General features: G+C 66.6%; 23 protein-coding genes. 11 read left to right on the forward strand and 12 right to left on the reverse strand.

The window, feature by feature from the left end; all coding sequences use genetic code 11:
• Positions 1-29: 29 nt before the first annotated feature.
• On the reverse strand, positions 30-575 hold the full coding sequence (thpR, locus tag AC3D24_RS19555; RefSeq protein WP_489032707.1) for an RNA 2',3'-cyclic phosphodiesterase: 546 nt from the start codon (positions 573-575) through the stop codon (positions 30-32).
• Positions 576-697: 122 nt separating this feature from the next.
• On the opposite strand from thpR, the gene AC3D24_RS19560 reads away from it, so the two are divergent.
• The 4 genes from AC3D24_RS19560 (at position 698) to AC3D24_RS19575 (ending at position 3,486) form a co-directional block, all read left to right on the forward strand.
• Positions 698-1,447: a Bax inhibitor-1/YccA family protein gene (locus AC3D24_RS19560; protein WP_489032708.1), complete on the forward strand. Its 750-nt coding sequence runs from the start codon at positions 698-700 to the stop codon at positions 1,445-1,447.
• Positions 1,448-1,535: 88 nt separating this feature from the next.
• Entirely contained in the window at positions 1,536-2,315 is a 780-nt protein-coding gene (locus tag AC3D24_RS19565; protein ID WP_192974415.1) for a transglutaminase-like domain-containing protein, read from the forward strand.
• Between the two features lie 80 nt (positions 2,316-2,395).
• A complete protein-coding gene (locus AC3D24_RS19570) occupies positions 2,396-2,695 on the forward strand; it encodes a hypothetical protein (RefSeq protein WP_060526722.1) in 300 nt (99 codons plus the stop codon).
• 236 nt (positions 2,696-2,931) lie between these two features.
• On the forward strand, positions 2,932-3,486 hold the full coding sequence (locus AC3D24_RS19575; RefSeq protein WP_489032709.1) for a hypothetical protein: 555 nt from the start codon (positions 2,932-2,934) through the stop codon (positions 3,484-3,486).
• A gap of 201 nt (positions 3,487-3,687) precedes the next feature.
• On the opposite strand, the gene AC3D24_RS19580 is transcribed toward AC3D24_RS19575, so the two are convergent.
• The 6 genes from AC3D24_RS19580 to AC3D24_RS19605 form a co-directional block, all read right to left on the reverse strand.
• Positions 3,688-4,416 carry an extensin-like domain-containing protein gene (locus AC3D24_RS19580; protein ID WP_489032710.1) on the reverse strand — a complete coding sequence of 243 codons (729 nt, stop codon included), beginning with the start codon at positions 4,414-4,416 and terminating at the stop codon, positions 3,688-3,690.
• 1 nt (position 4,417) lies between these two features.
• On the reverse strand, positions 4,418-5,164 hold the full coding sequence (locus AC3D24_RS19585) for an NUDIX hydrolase (RefSeq protein WP_489032711.1): 747 nt from the start codon (positions 5,162-5,164) through the stop codon (positions 4,418-4,420).
• 186 nt (positions 5,165-5,350) lie between these two features.
• Positions 5,351-6,322: an FAD:protein FMN transferase gene (locus AC3D24_RS19590; RefSeq protein WP_489032712.1), complete on the reverse strand. Its 972-nt coding sequence runs from the start codon at positions 6,320-6,322 to the stop codon at positions 5,351-5,353.
• A 24-nt stretch (positions 6,323-6,346) separates the two neighbouring features.
• Positions 6,347-7,186: a DUF4198 domain-containing protein gene (locus tag AC3D24_RS19595; protein ID WP_489032713.1), complete on the reverse strand. Its 840-nt coding sequence runs from the start codon at positions 7,184-7,186 to the stop codon at positions 6,347-6,349.
• 13 nt (positions 7,187-7,199) lie between these two features.
• Positions 7,200-7,691: a DUF2271 domain-containing protein gene (locus AC3D24_RS19600; RefSeq protein ID WP_489032714.1), complete on the reverse strand. Its 492-nt coding sequence runs from the start codon at positions 7,689-7,691 to the stop codon at positions 7,200-7,202.
• An 11-nt stretch (positions 7,692-7,702) separates the two neighbouring features.
• Positions 7,703-8,344, reverse strand: coding sequence for a PepSY-associated TM helix domain-containing protein (locus tag AC3D24_RS19605; RefSeq protein ID WP_489033251.1), 642 nt, complete (start codon positions 8,342-8,344; stop codon positions 7,703-7,705).
• Between the two features lie 213 nt (positions 8,345-8,557).
• Between AC3D24_RS19605 and AC3D24_RS19610 the strand changes: the two genes are divergently transcribed.
• From AC3D24_RS19610 to AC3D24_RS19625, 4 genes are all read left to right on the forward strand, one after another.
• Positions 8,558-9,721, forward strand: a complete 1,164-nt coding sequence (locus AC3D24_RS19610) for an MBL fold metallo-hydrolase (RefSeq protein ID WP_489033253.1) — start codon at positions 8,558-8,560, stop codon at positions 9,719-9,721.
• Between the two features lie 165 nt (positions 9,722-9,886).
• Positions 9,887-13,093: an efflux RND transporter permease subunit gene (locus tag AC3D24_RS19615; protein WP_489032715.1), complete on the forward strand. Its 3,207-nt coding sequence runs from the start codon at positions 9,887-9,889 to the stop codon at positions 13,091-13,093.
• Complete coding sequence (locus AC3D24_RS19620; protein WP_489032716.1) at positions 13,086-14,261, forward strand: efflux RND transporter periplasmic adaptor subunit; 1,176 nt, start codon at positions 13,086-13,088, stop codon at positions 14,259-14,261. Before AC3D24_RS19615 ends, AC3D24_RS19620 begins: the two co-directional genes overlap by 8 nt.
• A gap of 22 nt (positions 14,262-14,283) precedes the next feature.
• Positions 14,284-15,696, forward strand: coding sequence for an efflux transporter outer membrane subunit (locus tag AC3D24_RS19625; protein ID WP_489033255.1), 1,413 nt, complete (start codon positions 14,284-14,286; stop codon positions 15,694-15,696).
• A gap of 80 nt (positions 15,697-15,776) precedes the next feature.
• Here the strand turns inward: AC3D24_RS19625 and AC3D24_RS19630 are convergent, their stop codons facing one another.
• The 3 genes from AC3D24_RS19630 to AC3D24_RS19640 all read right to left on the reverse strand — a co-directional run bounded on the left by AC3D24_RS19630 (position 15,777) and on the right by AC3D24_RS19640 (position 19,485).
• A complete protein-coding gene (locus AC3D24_RS19630) occupies positions 15,777-17,012 on the reverse strand; it encodes an NAD(P)/FAD-dependent oxidoreductase (protein WP_489032717.1) in 1,236 nt (411 codons plus the stop codon).
• Positions 17,013-17,130: 118 nt separating this feature from the next.
• The gene (locus AC3D24_RS19635) at positions 17,131-17,451 is read right to left on the reverse strand and encodes a hypothetical protein (RefSeq protein WP_489032718.1); all 321 of its coding nucleotides are present in this window, start codon (positions 17,449-17,451) and stop codon (positions 17,131-17,133) included.
• A gap of 108 nt (positions 17,452-17,559) precedes the next feature.
• Positions 17,560-19,485, reverse strand: a complete 1,926-nt coding sequence (locus AC3D24_RS19640) for a CocE/NonD family hydrolase (RefSeq protein WP_489032719.1) — start codon at positions 19,483-19,485, stop codon at positions 17,560-17,562.
• Positions 19,486-19,876: 391 nt separating this feature from the next.
• Between AC3D24_RS19640 and AC3D24_RS19645 the strand changes: the two genes are divergently transcribed.
• The 3 genes from AC3D24_RS19645 to AC3D24_RS19655 are packed head-to-tail and all read left to right on the forward strand — an operon-like array spanning position 19,877 to position 22,294.
• Positions 19,877-20,191: a hypothetical protein gene (locus tag AC3D24_RS19645; RefSeq protein WP_489032720.1), complete on the forward strand. Its 315-nt coding sequence runs from the start codon at positions 19,877-19,879 to the stop codon at positions 20,189-20,191.
• A 29-nt stretch (positions 20,192-20,220) separates the two neighbouring features.
• Complete coding sequence (locus AC3D24_RS19650; protein WP_489032721.1) at positions 20,221-21,354, forward strand: class I SAM-dependent methyltransferase; 1,134 nt, start codon at positions 20,221-20,223, stop codon at positions 21,352-21,354.
• A 4-nt stretch (positions 21,355-21,358) separates the two neighbouring features.
• Positions 21,359-22,294: an alpha/beta fold hydrolase gene (locus AC3D24_RS19655; RefSeq protein ID WP_489032722.1), complete on the forward strand. Its 936-nt coding sequence runs from the start codon at positions 21,359-21,361 to the stop codon at positions 22,292-22,294.
• 40 nt (positions 22,295-22,334) lie between these two features.
• Here AC3D24_RS19655 and AC3D24_RS19660 read toward each other — a convergent pair whose 3' ends face one another.
• Together AC3D24_RS19660 and AC3D24_RS19665 are read right to left on the reverse strand one after the other, a co-directional pair.
• Positions 22,335-23,426, reverse strand: coding sequence for a DUF3089 domain-containing protein (locus AC3D24_RS19660; RefSeq protein WP_489032723.1), 1,092 nt, complete (start codon positions 23,424-23,426; stop codon positions 22,335-22,337).
• A complete protein-coding gene (locus AC3D24_RS19665; RefSeq protein WP_489032725.1) occupies positions 23,426-24,796 on the reverse strand; it encodes an LLM class flavin-dependent oxidoreductase in 1,371 nt (456 codons plus the stop codon). Before AC3D24_RS19665 ends, AC3D24_RS19660 begins: the two co-directional genes overlap by 1 nt.
• Between the last annotated feature and the right edge of the window lie 8 nt (positions 24,797-24,804).

The following is a 24,804-nucleotide window of genomic DNA, read 5'->3' on the forward strand; positions in this document are numbered from 1 at the left end:
TGATCTCTTGGCGAACCCTCCGCCACGCGTCAGGTTCCAAGCCCCCAGCGTGCGACCGGTTCGTAGGTCGCACCCTCGCGGCCGAGATGGCTCTGGTACAGCACGAGATGGGGTAGCGGAAAGGGCACGCTCGACAGTGCGGCATGCGTCGCCAGCCATTCTTCGATCGCGAACCCGACGCCCGCTGACCGCGCCAGTCGTGCGATCGTGATGTGCGGAAGATAGGCGCGATGTTCGGGCGGAAGGCCGGCACGAACGCACGCCTGATCGACCTTGCGGTGGAGCGCGGCGAGCGCGTCGTGCGGCGTCACGCCGGCCCAGAGCGTATCGGTCCTTCCGCGCTTCTCGAACCGGCCGACTCCGGTCAGCGACACGCTCGGCATCGGCGCGACGACCTGACTCAGCGCGACCGCGATATCCTCGGCGACGGGTCGCTCGATCTCGCCGATGAACCGTAAGGTCACATGCAGGTCGTCGTCGTCCTGCCAGCGCGCGGACGGAACGCCCTCCATTATGTCGAGCAAGCTCTGACGGATAGCGGGCGGGGGGCGAAGGGCGACGAACAGGCGGATCATGGATCGCGGCAGGTTAACCGCGAACGGCACACCCGATGCAACCACTCTGCTTGAAAAGCGTCCTGTAAAAGACGATATTCACCGTAACCGGCACCATGCCGGACAAAGGAGCTGATTTCACAATGGCTAATTGGTCTGACCCCCGGCCCCGCGCCGCGTCGTTCGGAACGACGGCCACGGGCCAGCGTACCGAGGCCTATGACGCTGGCCTCCGCTCGTACATGCTGTCCGTCTATAACTATATGGGCTCGGCAGTCCTGCTCACCGGCATCGTCGCGATGCTGTTCGCGATGGGTGGCGCAGAATCGCCCGCCGCGCAGGTGTTTATGAACGGTGGCCCGTTGAAGTACTTCATCATGTTCTCGCCGCTCGCGATCGTGTTCGGCATGAGCTACGGCCAGAACAAGATGTCGACCGGCACGATGCAGATGCTCTTCTGGGGCTTCGCCGTCCTGATGGGCCTGTCGATGTCGACCATCTTCCTGATCTATAGCGGCACGTCGATCGCAGGTGCGTTCTTCGCCACTGCTGCCGGTTTCGCGGCGTTGAGCCTGTACGGCTACACCACCAAGCGCGACCTGTCGGCGTTCGGGACGTTCCTGATCATCGGCGTCGTCGGCCTGCTGGTCGCGAGCGTCATCAACATCTTCCTGCAGTCGGGCGTGATGCAGCTGGTCATCAGCGGCGTCGGCGTGCTGCTGTTCGCAGGCCTCACCGCCTACGACACACAGCGTACCAAGAGCCTGTACGCGCAGGTCGCCGGCACCGACATGGTCGGCAAGGTCGTGATCATGGCGGCGCTGAGCCTCTACCTCGACTTTATCAACATGTTCATGTTCGTGCTGCGTCTGTTTGGTAGCAGCCGTAACTAACTCCCGCTAAGGGTGTGACGAACGCAGGGCTCGGCGGGACACCGCCGGGCCCTTTTTCTTTGGCCTTAGGACAGGAATGGGACGCGCAATGCGGCTCTCGATCGACGTGCGTCTGGATTACGGGATCACGGGGGACGCTGACGTGCTCCTCCAGATCGAAGCGGCGGCGATGGCCGACCAGACGATCGAGTCCGAGTCCCTTACCCTGTGGTCCGACAGTCCGATCCGGGCGGTGCGCGGCGAGGACGGGATCGGCCAACGCTGCTGGTCGCGCGGACATGGGCGGTTCACTGCCGAGTACAAGGCGATCGTTGCGGTGAAGCGCGAGCGGGTGCAGCTCGAACTGTATCCGGCGACGCCGCCACGCATGCTCGATGGCGAGTTGACGCCGTATCTGATGCCGAGCCGCTATTGTCCGTCCGACCGCTTCGAAGGCTTCGTCGCGCGGGAGTTCGGGGGGCTGGAAGGTGGCCCGTTGGCGGCGGCGCTGACCGAATGGGTGTACCAGTCGCTCGACTATCGCTGCGGATCGAGCAGTGGCGAGACGACCGCGCTCGATACGTTTGCGTCGCGCTCGGGTGTGTGCCGCGATTACTCGCATCTACTGGTGTCGCTGGCGCGGGCGGGTGGAATCCCGGCGCGGTGTGTGTCGGCCTATGCGCCGGGCGTGGATCCGCCTGATTTTCATGCGGTGGCGGAGCTTTGGCTGGCGGGGGACTGGCGGCTGATCGATGCGACCAAGATGGCGACGTGCAGCGACATCGCGCGGGTCTGTGTCGGACGCGATGCGACGGATATCGCGTTCATGACGGTGTTCGGGCAGGCGTATCTCTGGGAGCAGACGGTCAAGGTGACACCGCTGGATTGAGCCGTTTCCCGGCGCCCTTCGCGGGAAACAAAGAGCACTTCGACCGTTGGTCATCGCCAAGATTAAAAAGGGACGTCGCAATGACCGACATAGACAAGAGCGCGCTGGATAGCCTTTCGGTAGCGCCCGACGACAAGGATGCGGAGGGCAAGAGCTCTGGTCGCGATCCGCGCCAGGAGGCGGGCCAGGACAAGTCGATCGGCAAGCGCCTGCAGAAGAACCCCGACAGCGCCGACGCGCGTCTCGACAACGGGCTCGACGAGTCGATGGACGGCAGCGATCCGATTTCGGCGACGCAGCCAGGGTCGGGTAGCGAACCTGCAAAGTCTTCGGGTTACGACGAGGATGCCGAGCGGGCGCTGCGCGAAAAGCAGGCGTAACGCGCGGCTCTGCTCAACGAACAGGCGTCGGTCGGCAACGACCGGCGCTTTTTTGTTGCCCAGACGCCTCGCAAGACGATCAAATCGCTTAGTTTCGTTCGGTTCGTCGCAGCCTTGTTGCAGTGCAACAGCTTTCATGGTCGCTTGGCGTTACGGAAAGATGACGCGCGATAGGGTCGTTGTTAACCATCCGAGCGCATAGTCTGCCGGTTCCTTGACGAGAGCGGGGTGACGACATGGCTTCCAGAATGAAACCGGCACAGGGATCGATGACCCTCGCCGAGATGAAGGAATTCGCGGCTTTTCCGAGTTCGACGCAGCGGTATATCCGGCGTTCGTTAGACGTAGGCCTGGACCGCGAGGACGCGATGCAGCGCTGGTCGCGCGACGTGGTCGAAGCGGCAAGCATCCGGGCGCAGGCACGGCTCTACAACAACCTCACCGATCTCCGCGCGATGGTGCCCGACGATAGCGGGCTCGATGCGATCGAACCGTTCCTGGCGCCGTTGATGACGCTGGTGGCGTTCGATCTGGGGCAGGGACGATTGACCAGCTTCTCCGCGTTGCGGTTCCTGTACGAGCGGTTGATCGGGGCGGAGGTTCGGCCTTGGCTGCCGTCGGCGTTCTGTGCAGCGGCAGCGTTGCCGCATCTGCATCCGGAACTGCGGCGGAGACTGCTCCAGTCGATCAGCGAGGCGGCCGCGACCGCGTCGGGCTGGTCGAACCGGCAGCCGGCTTTCTTTCCGTATTGGGTGGAGAAGGTGGATTCGGGGACGACGCTGGCGAGTTGAGGTTTATCCTCTGGTCGTGCTGAGCCCTTCGACGATGATGCGACCGAGCCTTGCCAACAACCCCGGCGAAGGCCGGGGCCCAATGGGAGAGGTCGCAGTAACGATGCGCACTCCCGCACCATTAACGTTCCTCAATTGGACCCCGGCCTTCGCCGGGGGTATTGGCAAGGTAAGAATACGGCAACATGTCGGCTTCTTCGATCACCGGCACGCCCGCCAGCCCGTCGCGCCGCGGTTTGCCTGATCGAGATGCAGGTGATCGGCGTGTGCGGCATTGTAGTCGGGGGACAGCGTCGTCGCGAAGAGCTTGCAGGCGCCGTCGCGTACCTCGCGCAGGAAAGCAGCTTTGGCGTCGTCTCCCTTCCAATCCCGCGCGACCGTGATGCGCGTACCGTCGGTCAGGCGGAAGCCGGCGATGTCGACCGCGTCGGCGGTGGAGTGTTCGCTCCAGTTCCCGGCATCGCGACCGTAGATCCGCCGGCAGCTATAGCTGCCGAAATGATCGATACTCGCGATGCGTACGCCGAAATGCTTGACCGCGGCGGGCTGGACCACGTCCCATTCCCACATCGACAGCGCGGCTGCGACCGGGCAGGCGACACCTAACCCGGCAGGCGAGAACGCGATCTTTCGTGCGCCACCGGTCAGGCTGACGCCATCCGAATATCCGCATTGCCCCTCGCCCTTGCGCGGTGGAAGGACGGTGTAGCGGACCCCGGCGCGGTCGAGCAGAGCGCGGCATTGAGGGAAATCTTCGGTCAGCGCTGTGAGCTTGCGCCCGGTGAACATGCCGATCGGCTGGCCGAGATCGAGCGGCGCCCAGGGCAGGTCCTGGGGTCGCCCGCGCGCCATGGACCACAGCATCAGCGCTAGCGTTGCGAGGACGGCCAGCGCCACGAGCCACGCGATCGTCCGCCGCACCGCGCGCATGTCAGCCGCGCACCGCGTCCGACATCGGCTCCGACGTCACCGGATAGCCGAGGTCGTCGGGAATGCAGAGATGCTCGACGCCGTCGCGATGCTCGGTCCACGGCGTTATGGTCCGCACTTCACGCGCGCGGGCGTCGGCGACCGCCGCGTCGAAATCGGCGAACTGCGCGAGGCGTTCGAGGTTGCGGCGGGTCGGGAAGATGATCGTCGCGCGCCCGGCGTCGGTCTCGGCGAGGATGTGCGCGGCAGTAGACCAGAACAGGCGGACGTTCTCGGTCGCGTCGACGCGGGCGGCGGGGGCGCCGGCGGGCAGGCGGGCGAGGTAGAAGCGCGTGTCGAAAATGCGCGCGTGGGCGTGGGCGGGCCGCCAGCGAGCGAAATATTCGAGCGCGTCGAGGTCCAGCGATGTGCCTGCGTCGGTGAGGGCCTGCGCGAACGGGGTCCCCGCGTGCAGCGCGGCGCGCAACCGTTCGAAGGCTTGGGTGGAGGGCCTCGGCGACAGGCCGATCGGCAGGCCGGCTTCCTCGATCGTCTCGCGGATCGCGGCGACGCGCGCGGCGGTTTCATCGTCGGGTCGGCCGAGCAGTGCGGCGAGCGCGTGGTCGCCCGGATCGACGCGTCCGCCGGGAAACACCAGTGCGCCGCCAGCAAACGCCATCGCCTTGGCGCGCTCGACCATGAGCAGTTCGGCACCGCGGAAGATCACGAGCGTCGCGGCGGGGATGGCGGAGGGGAGCGCTTCGGTCATTGCCGGAGGGTAACGCGTCGGGAGGCGATCGGGTAGCGTCGCGAAAGGGATCCGGCCGGACGCCCGTCATAGAGTGTGCGGGGATCGTAACGGCGCGCAATCTCATTGGCGGCGGTTCCCATTTCGGCCCTGGCCTCTGCCGGGGTGGTCATCGGAGAATGTCATTTCCGGCTGGACCGGTGGTGGTCAATCTTCGAGCATCGCTGACAAAGTGGGGGTCAGGTATTCGCGGACGGTGCCATCGATCGCCGTGACGAGCCGCGCCGCGATCGCGTGCTCGCGCGCTAGGTCGAGGCCGTCCGGGCCAAGGACGGTCAGCGCAGTAGCCCAGGCGTCGGCGTCCAGCGCGGTCTGGTGGATGACGCTGGCGGACACGACGTGCGTTTCGATCGGGCGGCCCATGCGCGGATCGAGCGTATGCGCGCCGCGGCGATAATCGCCCGAGGTCGCCACGGCCTGGCCGTGCAGTGCGACCCGGAGCGGAGGAAGCGTCAGGCCGGGGGGCGTTTCGAGATCGACCCACCAGGGATCGCCGTCCGGCCGGATGCCACGCCCGACGAGTTCGCCGCCGATCTCTACCAGGGCGTTGGCGATGCCGGCGTCGCGCAGCAGGTCGGCGACGGCGTCGACGGCATGACCCTTGGCGATGCCCGAGAGGTCGAGGGCGATACCGCCGGGTTGGTAGAGATGCGCGCCGATGTCGTGGAAGGACAGATGCGACCAGCCGGACGACGCGCGTGCCGCCCGGATCTCTGCCGCGTCCGGGGCGGCGACGACGGGGATCGGCCCAAACCCCCATGCATCGACGAGCTTGCCGATCGCCGGATCGAACGCGCCGCCGGTCGTCTCGGCGATAGCCAGGCCGCGCGCCATGACCTGCGCGAAGTCCGGTGGCAGCGTCGTCCAGGTACCGGGCGCGGACCGATTGAACCGGGACAGCAGCGAGTCCGGCGCCCAGTGGCTCATTTCCGCAACGAGCCCCGCCAATCGCGCGACGATCGCTTTGCGGATCGAGGACGGATCGGTGCCGACGGGGGCGGCGAAGCGTATGCTCCAACTCGTCCCCATCGTCTCACCATCGAGATCGAGCACCACCGCCGCCGGATCGCGCACCGCGAAGGCAGCGGCGTCGATGGTCGGCGGCAGCGCGATCCTCATGCCACCGTCCTCACGCCGCACGCCTTACGGGGTCAGCACTTCGAGAGTCGTGACATAGCTCATCCGCCGCTCGGTCGCGCGCGGCGAGGTCGCCTTGGCATCGGTCAGCGTCGCGTTCAGCCAGTACATGCCGGCGGTCGGCCAGTCGACGCTCAGCACGCCGTCCGCGCCGGTCGTCAGTTCGCGTGCGCCCTCGTCGTTGCGATAGCGCTTGCCGCCGGGGATCACCGTGACCTTGAGACCGGGAGCAGGCTTGCCGTCGACCAGGAAACGGAACTTGGCGGTCTCGCCGGCGACCAGTTCGTCGGGATGCGTGATCGGGGCGAACTCCAGGCCCTTGCCCGTCGGCTTGAAGACGGTGGTGGTCGGCGCGCCCGCTGTCACGAAGATCTCGTTGCGGCCGGAGACTTCGGTGACCTTCACCTCCGTTGCGTTGGCGGGGATGTCGGCAACGGTCAGCGGTGCAGGAGCACCCGGCTGCGGCGGGCCGCGACGGCCGCCGAGGCGCTTCTCGACGCCGTCGGCCTTGAAGCTGCCCATGATCGCAGACATCTGCGTGCCGATCTTCCACGTACCGGGCTTGTCGAGCTGGACGTCGAACACCGAGCGATAGCGACCGGTCGCGCCGTTCTGGAGCGCCCCCTCGCTGCCGTCGGGCTGCCAGACCTTGATGCCGTCGAGGCGGAGCGGCTGGTGATCGAAGAAGAAAAGGTCGTTCGAGACGGCAGCGTCTACCGTCACCCAGCCATCGGTCCCCGAGAACACGGTGGCGGACGGCAGCATCCACATCCGGTGCGCGGACAGAGCGGCGGGGATCGACAGCAGCGCGGCGGCGGCCATCAGGCGTAGGGCGAAAGGCTTCATCGGAGCGATCCTTCTAGCGGGCGGACACGGCGACGGCGCCGAGTTCGGTCTTGCCCGATGCGCGGGCGGGTTTTGTAGGTACCGACAGCGGCACGGAGACGAGCTCGCGGCCACCGGTCTCACGCGCGGCTTCGACGGTCAGGACGTACTGGCCGGGCTTGACGTTGGCGGGCAGGGGGATGCTGTACTGGCCGGGCGCGCGGGTGGCACCGCTGATGCCGTCGGCAGGCATCGTCAGACTGCGGCCGCCCTTGCGCCACCACGCGCGCAGGTCCGCAAGCCATTTGGTGCCGGGATCCTTGCCACGCTTTTTCAGGTCGTACCATACCGCCAGCGTCTGCGGTGCGCCGCCGCCGACCGGCTCGAGCCACACCGCGACATAGGGGTTGTGATATTCGGCAACGCTGAGCCGGGGAATCGTGATGTTCACGGTGCCGGCCGGCGGTGCGGCGGCGGCAGGCGCGGCGATGGCGCCGCCGATCAGCAACAAGGCGGTTGGACGCATGGTATAGCCCCTCAATGGATGAAGATGATGGCGAGCAGGACGGGTAGCACGAGCCCGGCGGCGACGATCGGCCAGGTCGAGGGCCGGTGGCGGGCGTGCAACTGGAGCAGCAACAGGCCGGTGAGCGTGAACAGGATGCAAGCGGCGGCGAACACGTCGATGAACCAGAACCACGCCGCCCCCGCATTGCGCCCCTTGTGCAGGTCGTTGAGGTACGAGATCCAGCCGCGATCGGTGGTCTCGGCGGTGATCTTGCCGGTCGCACGCTCGACGCTGACCCAGGCGTCGCCACCGGGGCGCGGCATCGCGACATACGCGTCGCTGTCGGACCATTCGACCGAGCGGCCAGCAGGATCGATCCCCACGGCCTGCTCGATCGCGGCGGCGACGGGTGCGGGGAGGGGCGTCTCGGGCGTATGCGGCGCGCGCAGCATCGGGAGCAAGGGCGCCGGCAGCGTGCCGGCCTTCTCGACCACGACGGGTGTCGCGCCGATCGAGGATGCGTGGTTCAAGGTGATGCCGGTGATGGCGAACAGCAGCATCGCGGTCAGCGACGCCGCCGCGCTGATCCAGTGCCAGCTGTGCAATTGCTTGAGCCACCAGCTGCGCCATTTGCGCTTCCGCTTGACCGCGGCGGCGGGCGGGGCGTCGATGACTTCGGTGGATCGGGGCGTGCTCACCGGCACCGCCTATCGGGTCGCGAAACGCTTATCAAGGCTATTGCGAGTAATTAGCATATTGGCGATTGCCGAGGGTGAATGGACGAGGGGGCGGTATCTTCGCCGGTGCGGGATCGCGCGGTCTGAACGATTGCGGAGCGGCGCGCGTTGAGGGCGCGCAACTGACAGGGGAACGACGTGGCTTTGGTGTTGAAGATCGTCGGGAGCATCCTGTTGCTGGCGATCGTGGTCGTCGCGCTGGCGGTGACGATCGTGCCGCGGTTCCTCGACCGGGTCTATTACCGCGGGCCGGCAGGCGATCACTTCAACGGCGAGCGGTTCTTCAACCCCGACAATGACGACGATACGCAGCAGATGCAGCCTGCGGGTGGCAGCCGCGCGGGCTTTTTCTGGCGGTATCTGACCGGGAGCGACGGGCGGCCGGCGTGGCCGAAATCGGTCGCGGTCGACAAGATCGCGCCGCCCGCCCGCGTCGAGGGTGCGCGGATGGTGGTGACATGGGTCGGTCATGCCAGCGTGCTGATCCAGACCCAGGGTCTCAACATCCTCACCGATCCGGTGTGGGCTGACAGGGCGGGGCCGCTCGGCACGGGGCCGCGCCGCGTCGCCGAACCCGGCATCGCGTTCGAGGCGCTGCCGAAGATCGATCTCGTGCTGGTCAGCCACAATCATTACGATCATCTCGACAAGGCTGTGCTGAAACGCCTGTGGCAGCGCGATCGACCGCGCATCGTCACGAGCCTCGGCAACGACAGCGTGATCGGCCAGACCGGCGCGCAGGCCACCGCGCTAGACTGGGGCCAGAGCGTGGCGATCAAGCCCGGCGTGGCGGTCGCGGTGACGCGCAACCATCATTGGGGCAGCCGCTGGTTCACCGATCGCAACCGCGCATTGTGGTCGAGCTTCGTGGTGACGCTGCCGGGCGGCAACGTCTTCTTTGCCGGCGACACCGGGATGGGCGACGGCAAATGGCCGGCCGAGGCGGCGGCGCTGGGGCCGATCCGGCTTGCGCTGATCCCGATCGGTGCGTTCCGCTTCGTACCTAGGCAGATGGAATCGGGCAGCCATGTCGGGCCGGTCGATGCGGTCGAGATCTATCGCAGGCTGGGCGCAGCGCATGCGGTGCCGATTCACTGGGGCACGTTCCGGCTGTCGTTCGAGGGCTATGACACACCGCCCAGGATGCTCGCCGAAGCGATGCGCTGCACCGGGCAGGGCGGCTTTGCGCCGATCGCACTTGGCCGGCCGACCGATATCCCGACCTATGCCAAACCCGCGACGCCGCCACCGATGACGCGCGATGCGCTGCTGCACTGTCTCGATACGCCGGCGGTGCGCGCGCTTCGCTGAGCTGGCGAGCGCGCGAACACGGCTGATCTGCGGTATGGACGAAATGTAAGTAATATTGTCCCTTGCCTTTCCCTGCTGCACTGCGGCAAAGGCTAGGGCGTCGGGCAGGTCTGGCGGCTCCGGGAGTCGCCACCAGTCGTGCCGCGTTCGGATTGGAGATCATCCGTGATCGGTATCGTCAGGGTCGCATTGTCGCGCCCGCTCACCTTCATCGTCATGGCCATTCTGGTCGCGATCGTCGGCGTGCTGGCCGCAGTCCGCACACCGGTCGACATCTTCCCCGACATCAAGGTGCCGGTGATCGCCGCCGCGTGGCAATACTCGGGCCTGTCGCCCGACGACATGGCCGGCCGCATCATCTCGCCCTACGAGCGCGTGCTGTCGACGACGGTCAACGACATCGACCATATCGAGAGCCAGTCGATGCCCGGCATCGGCATCGTGAAGATCTATTTCCAGCCCGGCGCCGACATCCGCACCGCGACCGCGCAGGTCACCAGCGTGTCGCAGACCGTGCTGAAGCAGTTGCCACCGGGCGTCACCCCGCCGCTGATCCTGAACTATTCCGCCTCGACGGTGCCGATCCTGCAGCTTGCGCTGTCGGGCATCGGTCTGTCGGAGGGCAAGCTGTTCGACACCGCGCAGAACCAGATCCGGCCGGGCCTAGTCACCGTGCCCGGCGCCGCGATCCCGTTCCCCTCGGGCGGGCGCACGCGCCAGATCCAGATCGATCTCGACCCGCAGGCGCTGCAGTCGAAGGGCCTGTCCGCGCAGGACGTCGGCAACGCGATCGCCGCGCAGAACCAGATCAACCCGGCCGGCTTCGCGAAGATCGGCGGGTTCCAGTATAACGTCCGGCTGAACAATGCGCCGGGATCGATCGAGGAGCTCAACAACCTGCCGGTGAAGGTGGTCGGCGGCGCGACGATCTACATGCGCGACGTGGCGCATGTCCGCGACGGTTCCGCGCCGCAGACCAATGTCGTCCACGTCGACGGCAACCGTTCGGTGCTGATGACGGTGCTGAAGAACGGCACGACCTCGACGCTGGCGATCGTCCAGGGGATCAAGGACGCGCTGCCCAACATCCAGTCGACGCTGCCGGACACCCTCAAGGTCGTGCCGATCGGCGACCAGTCGATCTTCGTGAAGGCAGCGGTTGAGGGCGTCGTCAAGGAAGGCGCGATCGCGGCGGCGCTGACCTCGCTGATGATCCTGCTGTTCCTCGGATCGTGGCGCTCGACCGTGATCATCGCGATCTCGATCCCGCTGGCGATCCTGGCGGCGATCATCGCACTGTGGGCGACCGGGCAGACGCTCAACACGATGACGCTGGGCGGGCTCAGCCTCGCGGTCGGCATCCTCGTCGACGATGCGACGGTGACGATCGAGAACATCAACTGGCATCTGGAGCAGGGCAAGAAGGTGCGCCCCGCGATCCTCGACGGCGCCGCTCAGATCGTGACGCCGGCGTTCGTGTCGCTGCTCTGCATCTGCATCGTGTTCGTGCCGATGTTCTTCCTGCCGGGGGTCGCGGGCTTCCTGTTCGTGCCGCTGGCGCTGGCGGTGGTCTACGCGATGATCGCGTCGTTCATCCTGTCGCGCACGCTGGTGCCAACGATGGCGATGTACCTGCTGAAGCCGCACGGCGATCATAGCGATCACGACCAGCATTCGGCGGGCACGGCCACGTCGCGCAACCCGCTGGTCGTGTTCCAGCGCGGGTTCGAGAACCGGTTCGAGCGGTTCCGCCTGGCCTATGGCCGGATGCTGGAGCGCGCGCTGGAGAGCGGCAAGCCGTTCCTGATCGGTTTCCTCGCCGTCGTGCTGCTGTCGTTCCTGCTGGTGCCGTTCCTCGGTCGCAATTTCTTCCCGGCGATCGATGCCGGCCAGATCACGATGCACGTCCGCGCGCCGATCGGATCGCGGATCGAGAACACGTCCGCCGAATTCGACCGGATCGCCAAGCGCATCCGCCAGGTCATCCCCGCCGACCAGCTCGTCTCGGTGGTCGACAATATCGGCCTGCCGGTCAGCTCGATCAACACGGTCTACAACAACTCGGGCACGATCGGCCCGCAGGACGGTGACATCCTGATCCAGCTGTCGAAGGATCATACGCCGACCGCCGATTACGTCCGCCAGCTGCGCGAAACGCTGCCGGGCGCGTTCCCGGGGACGACCTTCTCGTTCCTGCCCGCCGACATCACCAGCCAGATCCTGAACTTCGGCGCGCCCGCACCGATCGACATCCAGATCTCGGGCAAGAACGCGGACGCGAACTATGCGTACGCGCGGACAATCCTGCGGCGGATCACCGGCGTGCCCGGCGTCGCCGACGCGCGCATCCAGCAGTCGCAGACCTATCCGGAACTGCGCGTCGGGATCGATCGCAGCCGGATCGGCGGGCTCGGCCTGACCGAGCGCGACGTGACCAACGGCCTCGGCTCGTCGCTGGCCGGCACGTCGCAGACCGCGCCGGTCTTCTATCTCGATCCGAAAAACGGCGTGTCCTATGCGGTGGTCGCGCAGACCCCCGAATACCGCGTCGGATCGATGAGCGACCTGTCGAACATCCCGGTCACCGGATCGACCGTCGGCGGCGCATCGCAGGTGCTGGGCGGGATCGGCACGATCACGCGTGCCACCTCGGCCGCGGTCGTCACGCACTACAACATCGCGCCCGCCATCGACATCTTCGCGACCCCGAACGGCCGCGATCTGGGCGCCGTGGCAGGTGACATCGAGACGGTGCTGAAGGTCCTGAAGGCGCAGGCGCCCAAGGGCACGACCGTCACGCTACGCGGCCAGTATGCGACCATGAACGGCGCGTTCTCAGGCCTGTTCTTCGGGCTGATCGGCGCGATCTTGCTGATCTACCTGCTGATCGTCGTGAACTTCCAGAGCTGGCTCGATCCGTTCGTGATCATCACCGCGCTGCCCGGCGCGATCGCCGGGATCATCTGGATGCTGTTCCTGACCGGTACGACGCTGTCGGTGCCGGCGCTGACCGGGGCGATCATGTGCATGGGCGTGGCGACCGCGAACGCGATCCTGGTGGTCAGCTTCGCGCGTGAGAAACTCGCCGAACTGGGCAATTCGCACAAGGCGGCGATGGAGGCGGGGATGACCCGTTTCCGCCCGGTGCTGATGACCGCGCTGGCGATGATCATCGGCATGTTGCCGATGGCGCTCGGCATGGGCGAAGGCGGCGAGCAGAACGCGCCGCTGGGCCGCGCGGTGATCGGCGGGCTGATCGTGGCGACGTTCGCGACGCTGATGTTCGTCCCAGTCATCTTCAGCCTCGTGCACCGCAAGGATGCCGAGAAACGCGCAGCGCGCGATGAGACTTTGGAGCAAGTGCATGTCTGAGTCCGCTAGTTCTGAGCCAAGGCGCGGGTCGCTGAAGACGGTCGGGATCGTCGCGGCGGTGATCGCGCTGGTGCTGGTCGCGATCGGCATCTTCACGCGGCACCGGTCCGATACGCAGCTCGCGACCTGGACCACGGCGCAGTCGACGCCGACGGTGACGGTGATCAAGCCGAAGGCGGAGGGCGCGAGCGATGCGCTGACGCTGCCGGGCAACGTGCAGGCGTATAACAGCGCGGCGATCTACGCACGGACAACCGGGTACATCCGCAAATGGTTCGTCGACATCGGCGATCCGGTGCGTGCGGGCCAGACGCTCGCGATCCTCGATGCGCCCGAAGTCGACCAGCAGGTCGCCGCCGCACAGGCCGACCTGCAGACCGCGCGCGCGAACCGGTCGCTCGCCGCCTCGACCGCGACGCGCTGGCGCGACCTGCTCGCCAAGGACGCCGTATCGAAGCAGGAGACGGACGAGAAGCTGGGCGATCTCGCGGCCAAGTCGGCGATCGCCAATGCGGCATCGGCCAACGTCCGTCGGCTGGGTGCGCTGCAGGGGTTCACGCGGCTGACCGCGCCGTTCTCGGGCGTGGTGACGAGCCGGTCGACGCAGGTCGGCGCGCTGGTGACCGCGGGGACGGCGGCCTCGACGCCGCTGTTCACGATCGCCGACGTCAACCGGATGCGGATTTATGTGCGCGTGCCGCAGGCCTATTCGGGGCAGACGCGGCAGGGGATGCACGCGGTGCTGAGCGTGCCCGAATATCCCGGTCGCGACTTCGACGTGATGCTGACCCGCAGCGCCGATGCGGTCGATCCGCAGTCCGGCACCGTGCTGGTCGAGTTGCAGGCGGCCAATGGCGACCGTGCGCTGAAGCCCGGCGCCTATGCGCAGGTGAAGTTCCCGGTCGGTGGCGGCACGGGCGCGGGCGTGAGGCTGCCGTCGAGCGCGCTGATCATCGGCGCGAAGGGTACGCAGGTCGCAGTCGTCGGCGCGGACGGCAAGGCGCAAATGAAGACCATCACGATCGGCCGCGACGATGGCGACAGCGTAGCGATCAGCGCGGGGCTTACCGCCAATGACCGCGTGATCGACAGCCCGCCGGATTCGCTGCAGACCGGCGATGCGGTTCGTATCGCGTCAAGCGCAGGACCGGCCCGTGCGAAGCGCTAGGCCTTTCCGCAGCGCTGGGCCCCTGCGAAGCGTCAGGCGGGGCGCGGCGGTGGTCGTCGCGGCAAGCCTGGCCGGGTGTTCGCTCGTGCCGCCGTACAGCATTCCGCCTAGCCCCGCGGCTGCGGCGTACAAGGAACTCGGGCCGAAAGGGGAGGGGCCCTGGCAACCGGCGACCGCCGATGCGCAGCCGACCGCCGCGTGGTGGGCCGTGTTCGACGATGCGACGCTGAACGGGCTGGAACAGCGGATCGAGGCGGGCAATCCCGATCTCGCCGCCGCGGTCGCGCGCTACGATCAGGCGCGCGGGCTGCTCGGCGAGACGCGCGCGGCGCGTTTGCCGTCGATTTCGATAGGGGCGGACGGCGGTCGTTCGCGCGTATCGGCGGATCGTCCGCTGTCGCCGGGTAACGCCGCGACCTACAACAACCTCTCGGTCGGCGCGTCGTTGGCGTACGAGATCGACCTGTTCGGCCGGGTGCGCAATTCGGTACGTGCGGACGCTGCCTCGGCGCAGGCGAGCGCGCAGGACGTGGTCGCGGTGCGCCTCGGGCTGCAGGCGACACTGGCCGATTCCTATTTCCAGATGCGCGGGCTCGATGCGCGAACGGTGCTGCTGCGGCAGACCGTGGCGGCGTTCCAGCGTGCCTACGACCTGACCGATACGCGCCACACCGGCGGGATCGCGTCGGGGATCGACGTCAGTCGCTCGGCCGCGTTGCTGTCGAGTGCGCGGGCCGAACTGTCGGCGGTGGCCGGCGCGCGCGCGGCGTTCGAGCACGCAATCGCGGCGCTGGTCGGTGAGACGCCTTCGACCTTCGCGATTCCGGTCGCCGATACATTGCAACAGCCGCCCGCCATTCCGGTCGGCGTGCCCTCGACGCTGTTGCAACGTCGCCCTGACATCGTTGCCGCCGAGCGCCGGATCGCCGCGGCGAATGCCCGGATCGGTGTCGCACGGGCTGCGCAATACCCGTCGCTGACGCTTGGCGGCACCGGCGGGTTCGAGGCGGGGAACAGCGACATCCTGAGCGCCTCGAACAGCTTCTGGGCACTAGGACCCTTGTCGGCTGCGCTCGCAGTCTTCGACGGCGGCGCCCGACGTGCACGCGTGCGTATCAGCCGCGCGCAATATGACGAGGCGGCGGCAAGCTATCGCTCGACCGTGCTGACCGCCTTCCGCGAAGTCGAGGACGATCTCGCGCGCGGCCGGGCATTGGCGGCACAGGAACAGGACCAGCAGGCCGCGACCCGCGCCGCCGAACGCACGCGCGACCTAGCGCTGATCCGCTACCGCGACGGCGCGTCCGATTATCTCGACGTCGTCACCGCGCAAACTGCGGCGCTCGACGCGCAGCGACTGTTGCTGGAGGTCCAGGCCGCGCGGTTGCAGATCGCGGTCGACACGGTGCGCGCGATCGGCGGTACCGTCAGCTGACGTCGAACACGCCAGCCTGAAACGCCGGAGTCGCGTTTCGGGGCCAGCATCGCTTTCTGGCGGGCTTTCGTTACCGTCGCTCAAGCCGCGCCGGTCAGGTCCTTCAGCGGCATGGTCGCATCTGCCATTCGAGCCGGATCTAGCACAGCGCGGGTCGTGACCAGCTTGCGACCCTGGACATAGTCCTTGACCCCGTTGACGCAGTCGAGCGCGATGACATGGCCATCACGGAGATAGACGATCGAGAAGCTGCGCGTCGCGGGATCGCCGCGCGTGACAGCGGTATCGAACCCGGTCGACAATCCGACCGTCTGCAGTTTCAGGTCATATTGGTTCGACCAGAACCACGGCACCGCATCATAGGGCTGGCCGCTGCCGACGATCGTCTTGGCCGCGACGGTCGCCTGGTCGTTGGCGTTCTGGACTGATTCCAGCCGGATGCGGGCACCGTCGGCATAGCTATTGATGTGCAGCGCGCAGTCGCCGATCGCAAAGACGTCGGGCAGGGTGGTGCGGCACAGTTCATCGACCGCTACGCCGTTGCCGCCATCCGCCCCGGCGGCGACGAGCGGCGCGACCGCGGGGACGATACCGATGCCGACGACCACCATGTCCGCAGGCAGGATCGTGCCGTCGGCAAGCTTGACGCCGGACACCCGACCATCCTCTCCGATCAGGCTGTCGACACCGACCCCGAGGCGCAGTTCGACGCCGTGCGCTCGGTGCTCGGCTTCGAAGAAGCGCGAGAGCGTCTCGCCGGCAACCCGCGCCAGCACGCGGTCGAGCGCCTCCAGGATCGTCACGTGCTTGCCGAACTTCGACAGCGTGGAAGCGGCTTCGAGCCCGATATAGCCGCCGCCGACGACCACGACGCGGGTCGTACTCGACAATTCGGCTTCGAGGCGATCCACGTCGGCGCGCGTTCGGATCGCATGAACTCCGCCGAGGTCGGCGCCATCGCACGGCAGGCGGCGAGGTGCGCCGCCGGCCGCCCATACCAGAATGCCGTACCGTAGCGTCGCACCGTCTTCGGTGGTCACGGACTTCGCGACCGGATCGACCGACACGACACGGCGGTTCATCAGGACGCCAATTTGCCGCTCGTCCCAGAAGCCGGGCTGACGGATCAGGATGCGCTCGAACGGCTTGTCCCTGGCCAGATAGTCCTTGGACAGCGGCGGCCGTTCGTACGGATAATCGTGCTCTTCGGTAACCATCGCGATCGTGCCGGCAAAGCCCAGTTGGCGCAGCATGATCGCGCACTGCGCCCCGGCATGGCCGGTGCCGACGATCAGGACGTCGTAGGTAGTCGTCACAGGCGATCCTCTCGTGCGGTCGTCATCTGGCACGGCGATCGTGCCGCCCAGGCGATCGCGAAGTAGCGATGCGCCGTCTACCTTCGCACGAACGATGCACCCTATCGAGGTCAGGCGCTCATTCGGAGTCGTGATCCGGATCGAGCGTGAATGCGAGTTCGTCCGCCGAGCCGACTTTTTCCTGGCCGGTGAACAGCCGGTCCAGTCGTGAGTCGATCTCGCTGCGGTGATCGCGCGAGGCGATCCGGCGATAGGGTCCGATCGCCAGTTCGTCACCGATCGTCAGCTTGATCCGCTTGAGCGCATCCTCGCTGAGCACGTTGGCGGCGCGCAGTTCGATACAGAGCTGGATCAAACCGACGGCGGTCGCCTGCGCGCGAAGGCCGACGTTCGTGACGTCGTGGTGCAGGCGTTTTTGCTTTTCATACGTGTTGGTCATGAACCTCTCCGTTCGTGCGGTCCGGTCTTATGACCAGTTACCTGCCTATAAAACCAGCGGGATGTCGCAATGTTCAAACTTTGGCCCCAGGCACGGGCAGGGCGGCGACTATCTTGCCATCGCCGACGACTGGTCGACGGGTACGACCGGAAGCCATACCGCGCTCGCTCCGCCGTCGCCGTGAACGATCGTCACCGTCGCCTTCTGGTAATCCGCCTTCTTGGCGAGGAAGATGTTCGGGACGAAGGTTTGCGGGTTGCGGTCGTAGAGCGGGAACAGGCTCGACTGCACCTGGATCATGATCTTGTGCCCCGGCTGGAACACGTGGTTGACCGTCGGCAGGCGGAACTTGTATTCCTGGATCTTGCCCGCCGGAATCGCGGTCGGCTTGGCAAAGCTCTGGCGATAGCGCCCACGGAAGATATCGAGGCTGATCGGCAGTTCATAGCCGCCCATCTTGGGATCGGTGGCGTTCTCGGCCGGGTACACGTCGATCACCTTCACGACGAAATCGCCATCGGTGCCGGTCGTCTTGGCGAAGATGTCGGCGATCGGCGCACCCGATACGCGTACCGGCGCGGTCAGCGCTTCGGTGGTATAGGTAATCACGTCGGGGCGGCCATCGACGCCGCGCTGGTCGCTGACCAGCCAGTCGCCCCAGCGGCCGTCGCCGAAGTTCACGGGGCGCGGCAAATGCGGGACCGGCTTGGCAGGATCGGACACATAGCTGTCGCCGCCGGCCGCCGCCTTGCCGAACTCGAGCGCGCCGCCGGCCTGAAGGTAGATTGGTTTGAGTGGCGATGCGCACCCCGTCTCGCACGCGAGCGGCCAGGTGGCGAAATTGTCCCAGTGGTTCTCGCCAGTGTTGTAGATCGCGGCGGCGGGCAGGGCGACGGCCGGACCATCCTTCAGATACTGGTTGAAATAGGGAAGGATCATCGTCTCGCGATATTGCTGCGCGGTATCGCCGTTCCACTGGAACGGGCCGAGGCTGCGGCCCTCGCGGTTGATCTGGCTATGCCGCCACGGGCCCATCACGAGGTGGTTGTTGCCGAGCTTGCCCTTGGCCTTGAGCGCTTCCCACGCGGTGATCGCACCGTACATGTCCTCCTGGTCCCACAGGCCCTGTTCCCAGATCGTCGGCACGTTCGACGGATTGGCGGCGAGCAGCTTGTCGAGTGCCTGGCCCTGCCAGAACCCGTCATAGGCGGGATGCGACACCATCCGCTGCCAATAGGGCAGTTGATCGTAGCCCGACTTCTTCGCCCAGTCGCCCGCCGAGCCTACCTCGCGGAAATTGTCGTAGTCGTCATAGCCACCGGTGGGCGGGGCCTTGCCGGCGCCCTTGTAGCCGGTCTGGCTGCCGAGCCAGGCGATGTTGGCGAGCCGGAACGCGCCGTAATGGAACCAGTCGTCGCCCATCCAGCCGTCGATCATCGGGCTCTGTGGCGCCGCGACCTTCAGCGCCGGGTGTGGATTGAGCAGCGCCATGACGACGGTGAAGCCCTCGTACGAAGAGCCGATCATGCCGACGCGGCCGTTGCTCTCGGGCAGATTCGCCTTGTTCACCAGCCAGTCGATCGTGTCGTACGCGTCGGTGACGTGATCGACCTTGGTGGAGTTCAGCGGACCGATGACCGGACGCGTGACGACATAGTCGCCCTCCGACCCGTATTTGCCACGGATGTCCTGATAGACGCGGATGTAGCCCGCCTTCACGAACATCTCGTCCGACAGTGGGAGGGTGGCGAGGATGCTCGAACTGTCCGATCGGTTCGCGCGACCCTTCGCGTTGTACGGCGTGCGGGTGAGCACGATCGGCGCGTTGGTGATACCCTTGGGATAGACGATCACGGTGTACAGCTTCGTCCCGTCGCGCATCGGGACCATGACTTCGCGCTTCACATAGTCCTGCGCGACGGTGGGCGGCACGAACTGGGCGGGAATGTCGCCGCCGACGGGCGCGGTCCTGTCTTGCGCAGGGGCAATCGTCGCGAGTGCGATGGTGGCGAGCAGGGCGAATTTGAACGTCATGGCGGCACCTTCCGGAAATGCTGCGGAGAAGCTACGCGCAACCGGCCTTTGCGGGCAATCGCGATCGACGCCGGGTGGCGAAAATCTCGTGATCGTGGCGCCGGCAGGCGGTTGGTGTGATACCTTGATATGTGCGCTGTCGAGATGTTCGCCGGCCGCGGAGAATACCATCTCACTCGCCCGCACTAATATGCCGAGGCTACCCACCGTGATCGCGGACGGCCCGGGCGGCCCGCTGCATATGCGGGCTTTTATCGTCGTGCGAATCCGTATCCGACAGGCGGGCAGGTCGGAATGAGCGCGCGTTCCCGAGACACGAGGCGGCGATAACGAAGCGCGAATGGCTTCGACAGCGTCCGGTCACTCGGCAAGCACGGATCAGGAGATGGCAATGACTCGCGAAACCGCGTCCGGCAGTACCAAACGGCTTTTGTCGATCCCCGGGCAAAGCCGGTCGGAGGAGCAGTCGATGGCGATGATCGTCGCGCTTACTTCGGAAGTTACCGTCCTGCGTGCACGACTGGATGCGTTCGAGCGGCTGGCGCAGGCGAGTGGTGTGGTGACCCAGGCTGCGATCGACGGCTTCGTGCCCAACGCAGGCGCCGATGCCGAACGCGCCGCGCTGCGTGCGCGGACGCTGCGTCGCGTCTTCCGGTCGATGCGCGAAGCGGCGGCCGAAGACCTGATTGCCGCAAATGCAGAATGACCGAACCCGCTCCAATCGCTAGGACCTGTATGATCGCCTCACATCCCATGATCCCCGCACCATCGCACGACGAGATGGCCGAGCAGCTGTTCGTTCGCGATCTCAAGATGTTCGTGATGACCGAGCTCGAGCCCGCTCAGCGGGGCATCGCCGCACGCGTCGCGGGTGATCTGGCGCCGACGCGGGGCAACGACCCGATCGGTGCCTTGCGCGCGCAGATGATGGACCGGGAAAGCTTTCGCCATTGGGTAGGGCTGCGTCGTGAATCGCAGCGGGTGTTGTGGGACGTGGTCGGCGATAGCCTGGACCGACGGCGCGACGAACTGGCCGAGCGTGCGACGATCGCCGCGCCGCTCGGCTCGGTCCGTCTCGATCCCGAATTCATCGCGCCCGAGTATCTCACCGACTGGGACGTCCACCTCATGCCCGGCGGCTATACCGCCGATAGCGCGGGATCGGTCGTGCAGGGGGCGATGATGGATCGTGGCGGCGCGATCTACATGCTGGGGCGCAACGGTGGCGAACTGAACGATTTCCGCGGCCATACCGCGATGGCGCATGTGCTGACCTGCTATCCCGATCTCAAGCCGACGCGCATTCTCGAACTTGGTTGCGGTGTGGGATCGAGCACGGTGCCCGCCACGCTGTGCTTTCCGGATGCCGAGGTCCACGGCGTCGACGTTGGTCCGTCGATGCTGCGCTATGCCCATGCCCGCGCCGAGCGGCTGGGTGCGGCGATCCACTTCTCGCAACAGAGCGCCGAGCGAACCGACTTCGCCGATGGCAGTTTCGATCTGGTTTATAGCTGTGCAGTGCTCCACGAGACGTCGGAGCAGGCGGTCGCCAACATCCTCGCGGAAAGCCGTCGGCTGCTCGCCCCCGGCGGCGTGGCGGTGCATCTCGAAGTGCCGTTGCTGATGACCGTCGGATCGATGTGGGAAGAGCTGACCGCCGAACTCGAGTCCGATTATAACAACGAGCCGTATTGGCGCGGCGCGCTGACGACGGATTATGCGGCACTGATGCAGGACGCCGGCTTCGTCGCACCGAAAACCGGGTACCAGCGCGCGACGATGGCGGGAGCACGGGACGCCAGCCTCCACTTCGGGCCGGACAATGAAGGCGTGTTCCGGTCGTGGTTCATCGCCTCAGGACAGGTATAAGCTCATGATCACGCGTCGTACCCTCGCCACTGGAACCGCGGCTGCCGCGGCCGCTGCATTCCTCAACAGGGCGGCACACGCGGCGTCCCTTCCGGCTACGGCCCCGGTCGTTCCGCCAAAGGGACCGTGGACCGGGTCGGGCGATCTGCGCCGAGCAGGCGGGACGCTGCACTATGCCACGCTGGGCGACGATCGCAGCCGCCCGCCGATCGTGCTGCTGCACAAGCTCGGCGGCTGGCTGTCCGACTGGCGTTTCGTCGCGCCGGCGCTGGCGCAGGGTCGCCGGGTCATCGCGTTCGACCTTCCCGGGCATGGCGGATCGCGCTGGCTTGGCACACCGCCCTATATCCAGTCGCTGGGCGAGACCGCGGCGCTGCTGGTAGGCGCGCTCGACGAGTTGGGAATCGACCGGATCGACCTGCTCGGCACGTCACTCGGCGGCTGCACCGCAGTCCCGCTCGCCGCGTTCTGGCCCGAACGCATCAACAAGCTCGCGATCATTTCGAGCGCGCTTGGCGGGCGGCGTTCGCTTGCCGAGATCGCGATCAACGTCGATGAGAAGCAAAAGCCGCTGTTCGATGCTGCCGGCAACCCGATCCCGACCGAGCCGGCTTTGCTGGAGCAGATCTTCGGGATGGTCCATGCCGCGGCGATCAACGTCGACGGCATCGCCAGCCGCAAGGCGGCAGGGCATTGGATCCAGCCGTCGGAGCGCGGCGTCGCAATCACCGACATTGCTGGCACGATGAAGCGGATCGAGGCGCCGACGCTGCTGGTTTATGGCGACCGCGACAAGGCTTACCCGAAGTTCCGTCCCGCCGCCGAAGCTGCGCTGAAGCATGGGCGGACCGCAATCGTGCCGAATTCCGGCGCGTTCGTCATGCAGGACAATCCGCCTGCGACGGCCGTCGTGCTCAAGACGTTCCTCGACGAGGCATGAGATCATCGACCGGCGCCCGCATGGGGCGCCGGTCGATCGTTTACCTGGTGCGGTGCTGTTTCAGATACGCACGCGCTCTCAGCACGGCGTTCTCGCGGACGTTCTCGTAGAACAGCCCGATATCGTGGTAATGCATGCTGCCACCGGGAAGCGGCGTCAGGTCGAGCGAGGCTGCCGGCGTCACTCGCAACATCCCGTTATCGCAGTGTGCGGAGACCTGGTGACGAACGATCGGCTTCAGCGGCCCGACACCCGGCGCACCGGGTACAGCACCACGACTGGCAGAGGCGGGTGCGGAGGGCTTCGATCGATCGAAAGTGAGCGGGTTGATGCACGACAGCGTCTTGCCGGGCACGTCGCCGTAGCGATCGACATAGCCGGACTCGATCAGTGCCGCGAAACTCTGCGGGTTCGGCATCGTCTCCAGCACACTGTTCCAGGCGACCACGCACCCCGTCTGCGCAGGCGTGTCGCACGCCGGGATCGACTTGAGGCTACGGCCGAAATCGCCTTCGGTCAGGCCACCGCCGATGACATAGGCTGCGACCAACTGGCGGGCGAGGGGCGTGCCGTCGATCCGTTCTTCGAGCAGTTGCGCGATATGCGCCGCGCCCTGGCTATGACCGACCAGGATGAACGGCCGACCGTGATTGTCGCGGCGGAGATAGTCTTCGAACGCCCTCACGACATCGCCATACGCGACCGCAAACGCCGCCTTGCGGATGACGGGATCGCGGAACGCGGCCACCGCCGACTGGCGATACCGCGGCGCGAATATCCGGCAGCATGCGTTGAACGCACCGGCCTGGCGCGCGATGACGCTGTCGTCGGTCCACCGATTGACCGCGGCATCGGCCACGTCCTGGTTCCAACGCGTGGTGCTCTTGTCGGTGGTCGGGTGGACGTAGAACACGTCGACCCCGGCAGCGCGAGCGGCGGCGGTCGCCCCGCCCGCGACCGCACTCGCTGCACCTTCGCTACCGGGGCGGGCGGCCCAGTTCTGCGCGAGCGCATAGTCGGGGGCAGGCGGCGCCACGCTAGCTGGCGTGCCGACCGGCGTCTGCGCGGTGGCCGAGGCGAACGGAAGGCACAGCGCCAGCGCCGCGGCGGCGGTGAGGAGCAAAGCGCGCATCAGTTCCACATCGTCGGTTCGCGGCCGAGCGCCGGGTTCGCGACGAACGCGTTCTCCGGACGGGGCAGGCCGAGATTCTCGCGCAACGTCGCGCCCTCATATTCGGTGCGGAACAGTCCCCGCTTCTGCAGGATCGGAATGACCTGGTCGACGAAATCGTCGAGCCCGCCTGGCAGATAATTCGGCGACAGCGAGAAGCCGTCGGCGCCGCCTTCGCGAAACCAGAGTTCGCACATGTCGGCGATCTGCTCGGGTGTGCCCGACAGCGAGAAGCTCGCCCGCGACACCACGACGCGGCGCGCGAGCTGGGCGATCGTCAGGCTCTCGTCGCGTGCCATCTTGACGATCTGCTGCTGTACCCATTGCCCGCCATTGGTCAGCGGCAGGTCGGGCAGCATCGCGTCGGGCGCATAGCCCGAAAGGTCGACGCCGAGCTGCAGCTGGAGCGTGCGGAGCGCGAGCGCGTCGGGGATCAGGTCGAGCAGTTCCGCCTCCGCGAGCTTCGCCTCCCGCTCGGTCGACCGGACCATCAGCTGGACCGACGGGATCACGAGCAGGTGGTCGGGATTGCGCCCGAAGCCGACCGCGCGCTGCTTCATGTCGTCATAGAAGGTCTTGGCGCCTTCGAGCGTGCTCTGTGCGGTGAAGATCAGGTCTGCGGTGCGCGCGGCGAGCGCGCGACCGACGCCCGATCCGCCCGCCTGGACGATGATCGGATGGCCCTGGGGCGGGCGGTTGACGTTGAGCGGTCCGGCGACCTTGAAGAACTTGCCGACATGATCGAGCTGGTGGACGCGATCGGTGTCGAAATAGCGGCCCGCCGCACGGTCGCGCAGGATCGCGCCGTCTTCCCAGGAGTCCCACAGGTTCTTGACGACGTCGACGAATTCCTCGGCGCGCGCGTAGCGGTCGTCATGGTCCATGTTGGCGTCGCGCCCGAAGTTGCGCGCCTCGTTGTCGCCGGCCGAGGTGACGACGTTCCAGCCGCCGCGCCCCTTCGAGATATGGTCGATCGACGCGAACCGGCGGGCGATCGAATAGGGATCGTTATAGGTGGTGGATGCGGTCGCGATCAGGCCGATATGCTTGGTGACGACGGCGAGCGCGGCGAGCAGCGTGGTCGGCTCGAGCTTGCCCGCATAGTCCGTCGCGGCGAACGCGTCCTTGCCCGAGATCTGCGGGAAACCGACGGAATCGCCGGAGAAATAGCAGTGCATCTTGCCGCGTTCGGCGGTCTGGGCGATGTGCGCGTAATGCTGGAAGTCGTGCTGGTCGACGGCCTCCGCACCCGGATAGCGCCAGCCGCCGGGATGCGCGCCGCTGTTGTGGATGAAGGTGGCGAGGATCATCTTCCGGTTGGGGTCGGTCATCATCTATC

It is taken from the genome of Sphingomonas sp. SL1004, assembly GCF_057815015.1.

What these genes read in the sequence shown, in the direction of transcription:
- AC3D24_RS19575 (WP_489032709.1), top strand. Translation starts at nt 2,932, where the DNA reads ATGGCTTCCAGAATGAAACCGGCACAGGGATCGATGACCCTCGCCGAG.
- AC3D24_RS19590 (WP_489032712.1), bottom strand. Translation starts at nt 6,322, where the DNA reads ATGAGGATCGCGCTGCCGCCGACCATCGACGCCGCTGCCTTCGCGGTG.
- AC3D24_RS19560 (WP_489032708.1), top strand. Translation starts at nt 698, where the DNA reads ATGGCTAATTGGTCTGACCCCCGGCCCCGCGCCGCGTCGTTCGGAACG.
- AC3D24_RS19660 (WP_489032723.1), bottom strand. Translation starts at nt 23,426, where the DNA reads ATGCGCGCTTTGCTCCTCACCGCCGCCGCGGCGCTGGCGCTGTGCCTT.
- thpR (WP_489032707.1), bottom strand. Translation starts at nt 575, where the DNA reads ATGATCCGCCTGTTCGTCGCCCTTCGCCCCCCGCCCGCTATCCGTCAG.
- AC3D24_RS19565 (WP_192974415.1), top strand. Translation starts at nt 1,536, where the DNA reads ATGCGGCTCTCGATCGACGTGCGTCTGGATTACGGGATCACGGGGGAC.
- AC3D24_RS19595 (WP_489032713.1), bottom strand. Translation starts at nt 7,186, where the DNA reads ATGAAGCCTTTCGCCCTACGCCTGATGGCCGCCGCCGCGCTGCTGTCG.
- AC3D24_RS19665 (WP_489032725.1), bottom strand. Translation starts at nt 24,796, where the DNA reads ATGACCGACCCCAACCGGAAGATGATCCTCGCCACCTTCATCCACAAC.
- AC3D24_RS19600 (WP_489032714.1), bottom strand. Translation starts at nt 7,691, where the DNA reads ATGCGTCCAACCGCCTTGTTGCTGATCGGCGGCGCCATCGCCGCGCCT.
- AC3D24_RS19635 (WP_489032718.1), bottom strand. Translation starts at nt 17,451, where the DNA reads ATGACCAACACGTATGAAAAGCAAAAACGCCTGCACCACGACGTCACG.
- AC3D24_RS19585 (WP_489032711.1), bottom strand. Translation starts at nt 5,164, where the DNA reads ATGACCGAAGCGCTCCCCTCCGCCATCCCCGCCGCGACGCTCGTGATC.
- AC3D24_RS19655 (WP_489032722.1), top strand. Translation starts at nt 21,359, where the DNA reads ATGATCACGCGTCGTACCCTCGCCACTGGAACCGCGGCTGCCGCGGCC.
- AC3D24_RS19650 (WP_489032721.1), top strand. Translation starts at nt 20,221, where the DNA reads ATGATCGCCTCACATCCCATGATCCCCGCACCATCGCACGACGAGATG.
- AC3D24_RS19645 (WP_489032720.1), top strand. Translation starts at nt 19,877, where the DNA reads ATGACTCGCGAAACCGCGTCCGGCAGTACCAAACGGCTTTTGTCGATC.
- AC3D24_RS19620 (WP_489032716.1), top strand. Translation starts at nt 13,086, where the DNA reads ATGTCTGAGTCCGCTAGTTCTGAGCCAAGGCGCGGGTCGCTGAAGACG.
- AC3D24_RS19640 (WP_489032719.1), bottom strand. Translation starts at nt 19,485, where the DNA reads ATGACGTTCAAATTCGCCCTGCTCGCCACCATCGCACTCGCGACGATT.
- AC3D24_RS19570 (WP_060526722.1), top strand. Translation starts at nt 2,396, where the DNA reads ATGACCGACATAGACAAGAGCGCGCTGGATAGCCTTTCGGTAGCGCCC.
- AC3D24_RS19580 (WP_489032710.1), bottom strand. Translation starts at nt 4,416, where the DNA reads ATGCGCGCGGTGCGGCGGACGATCGCGTGGCTCGTGGCGCTGGCCGTC.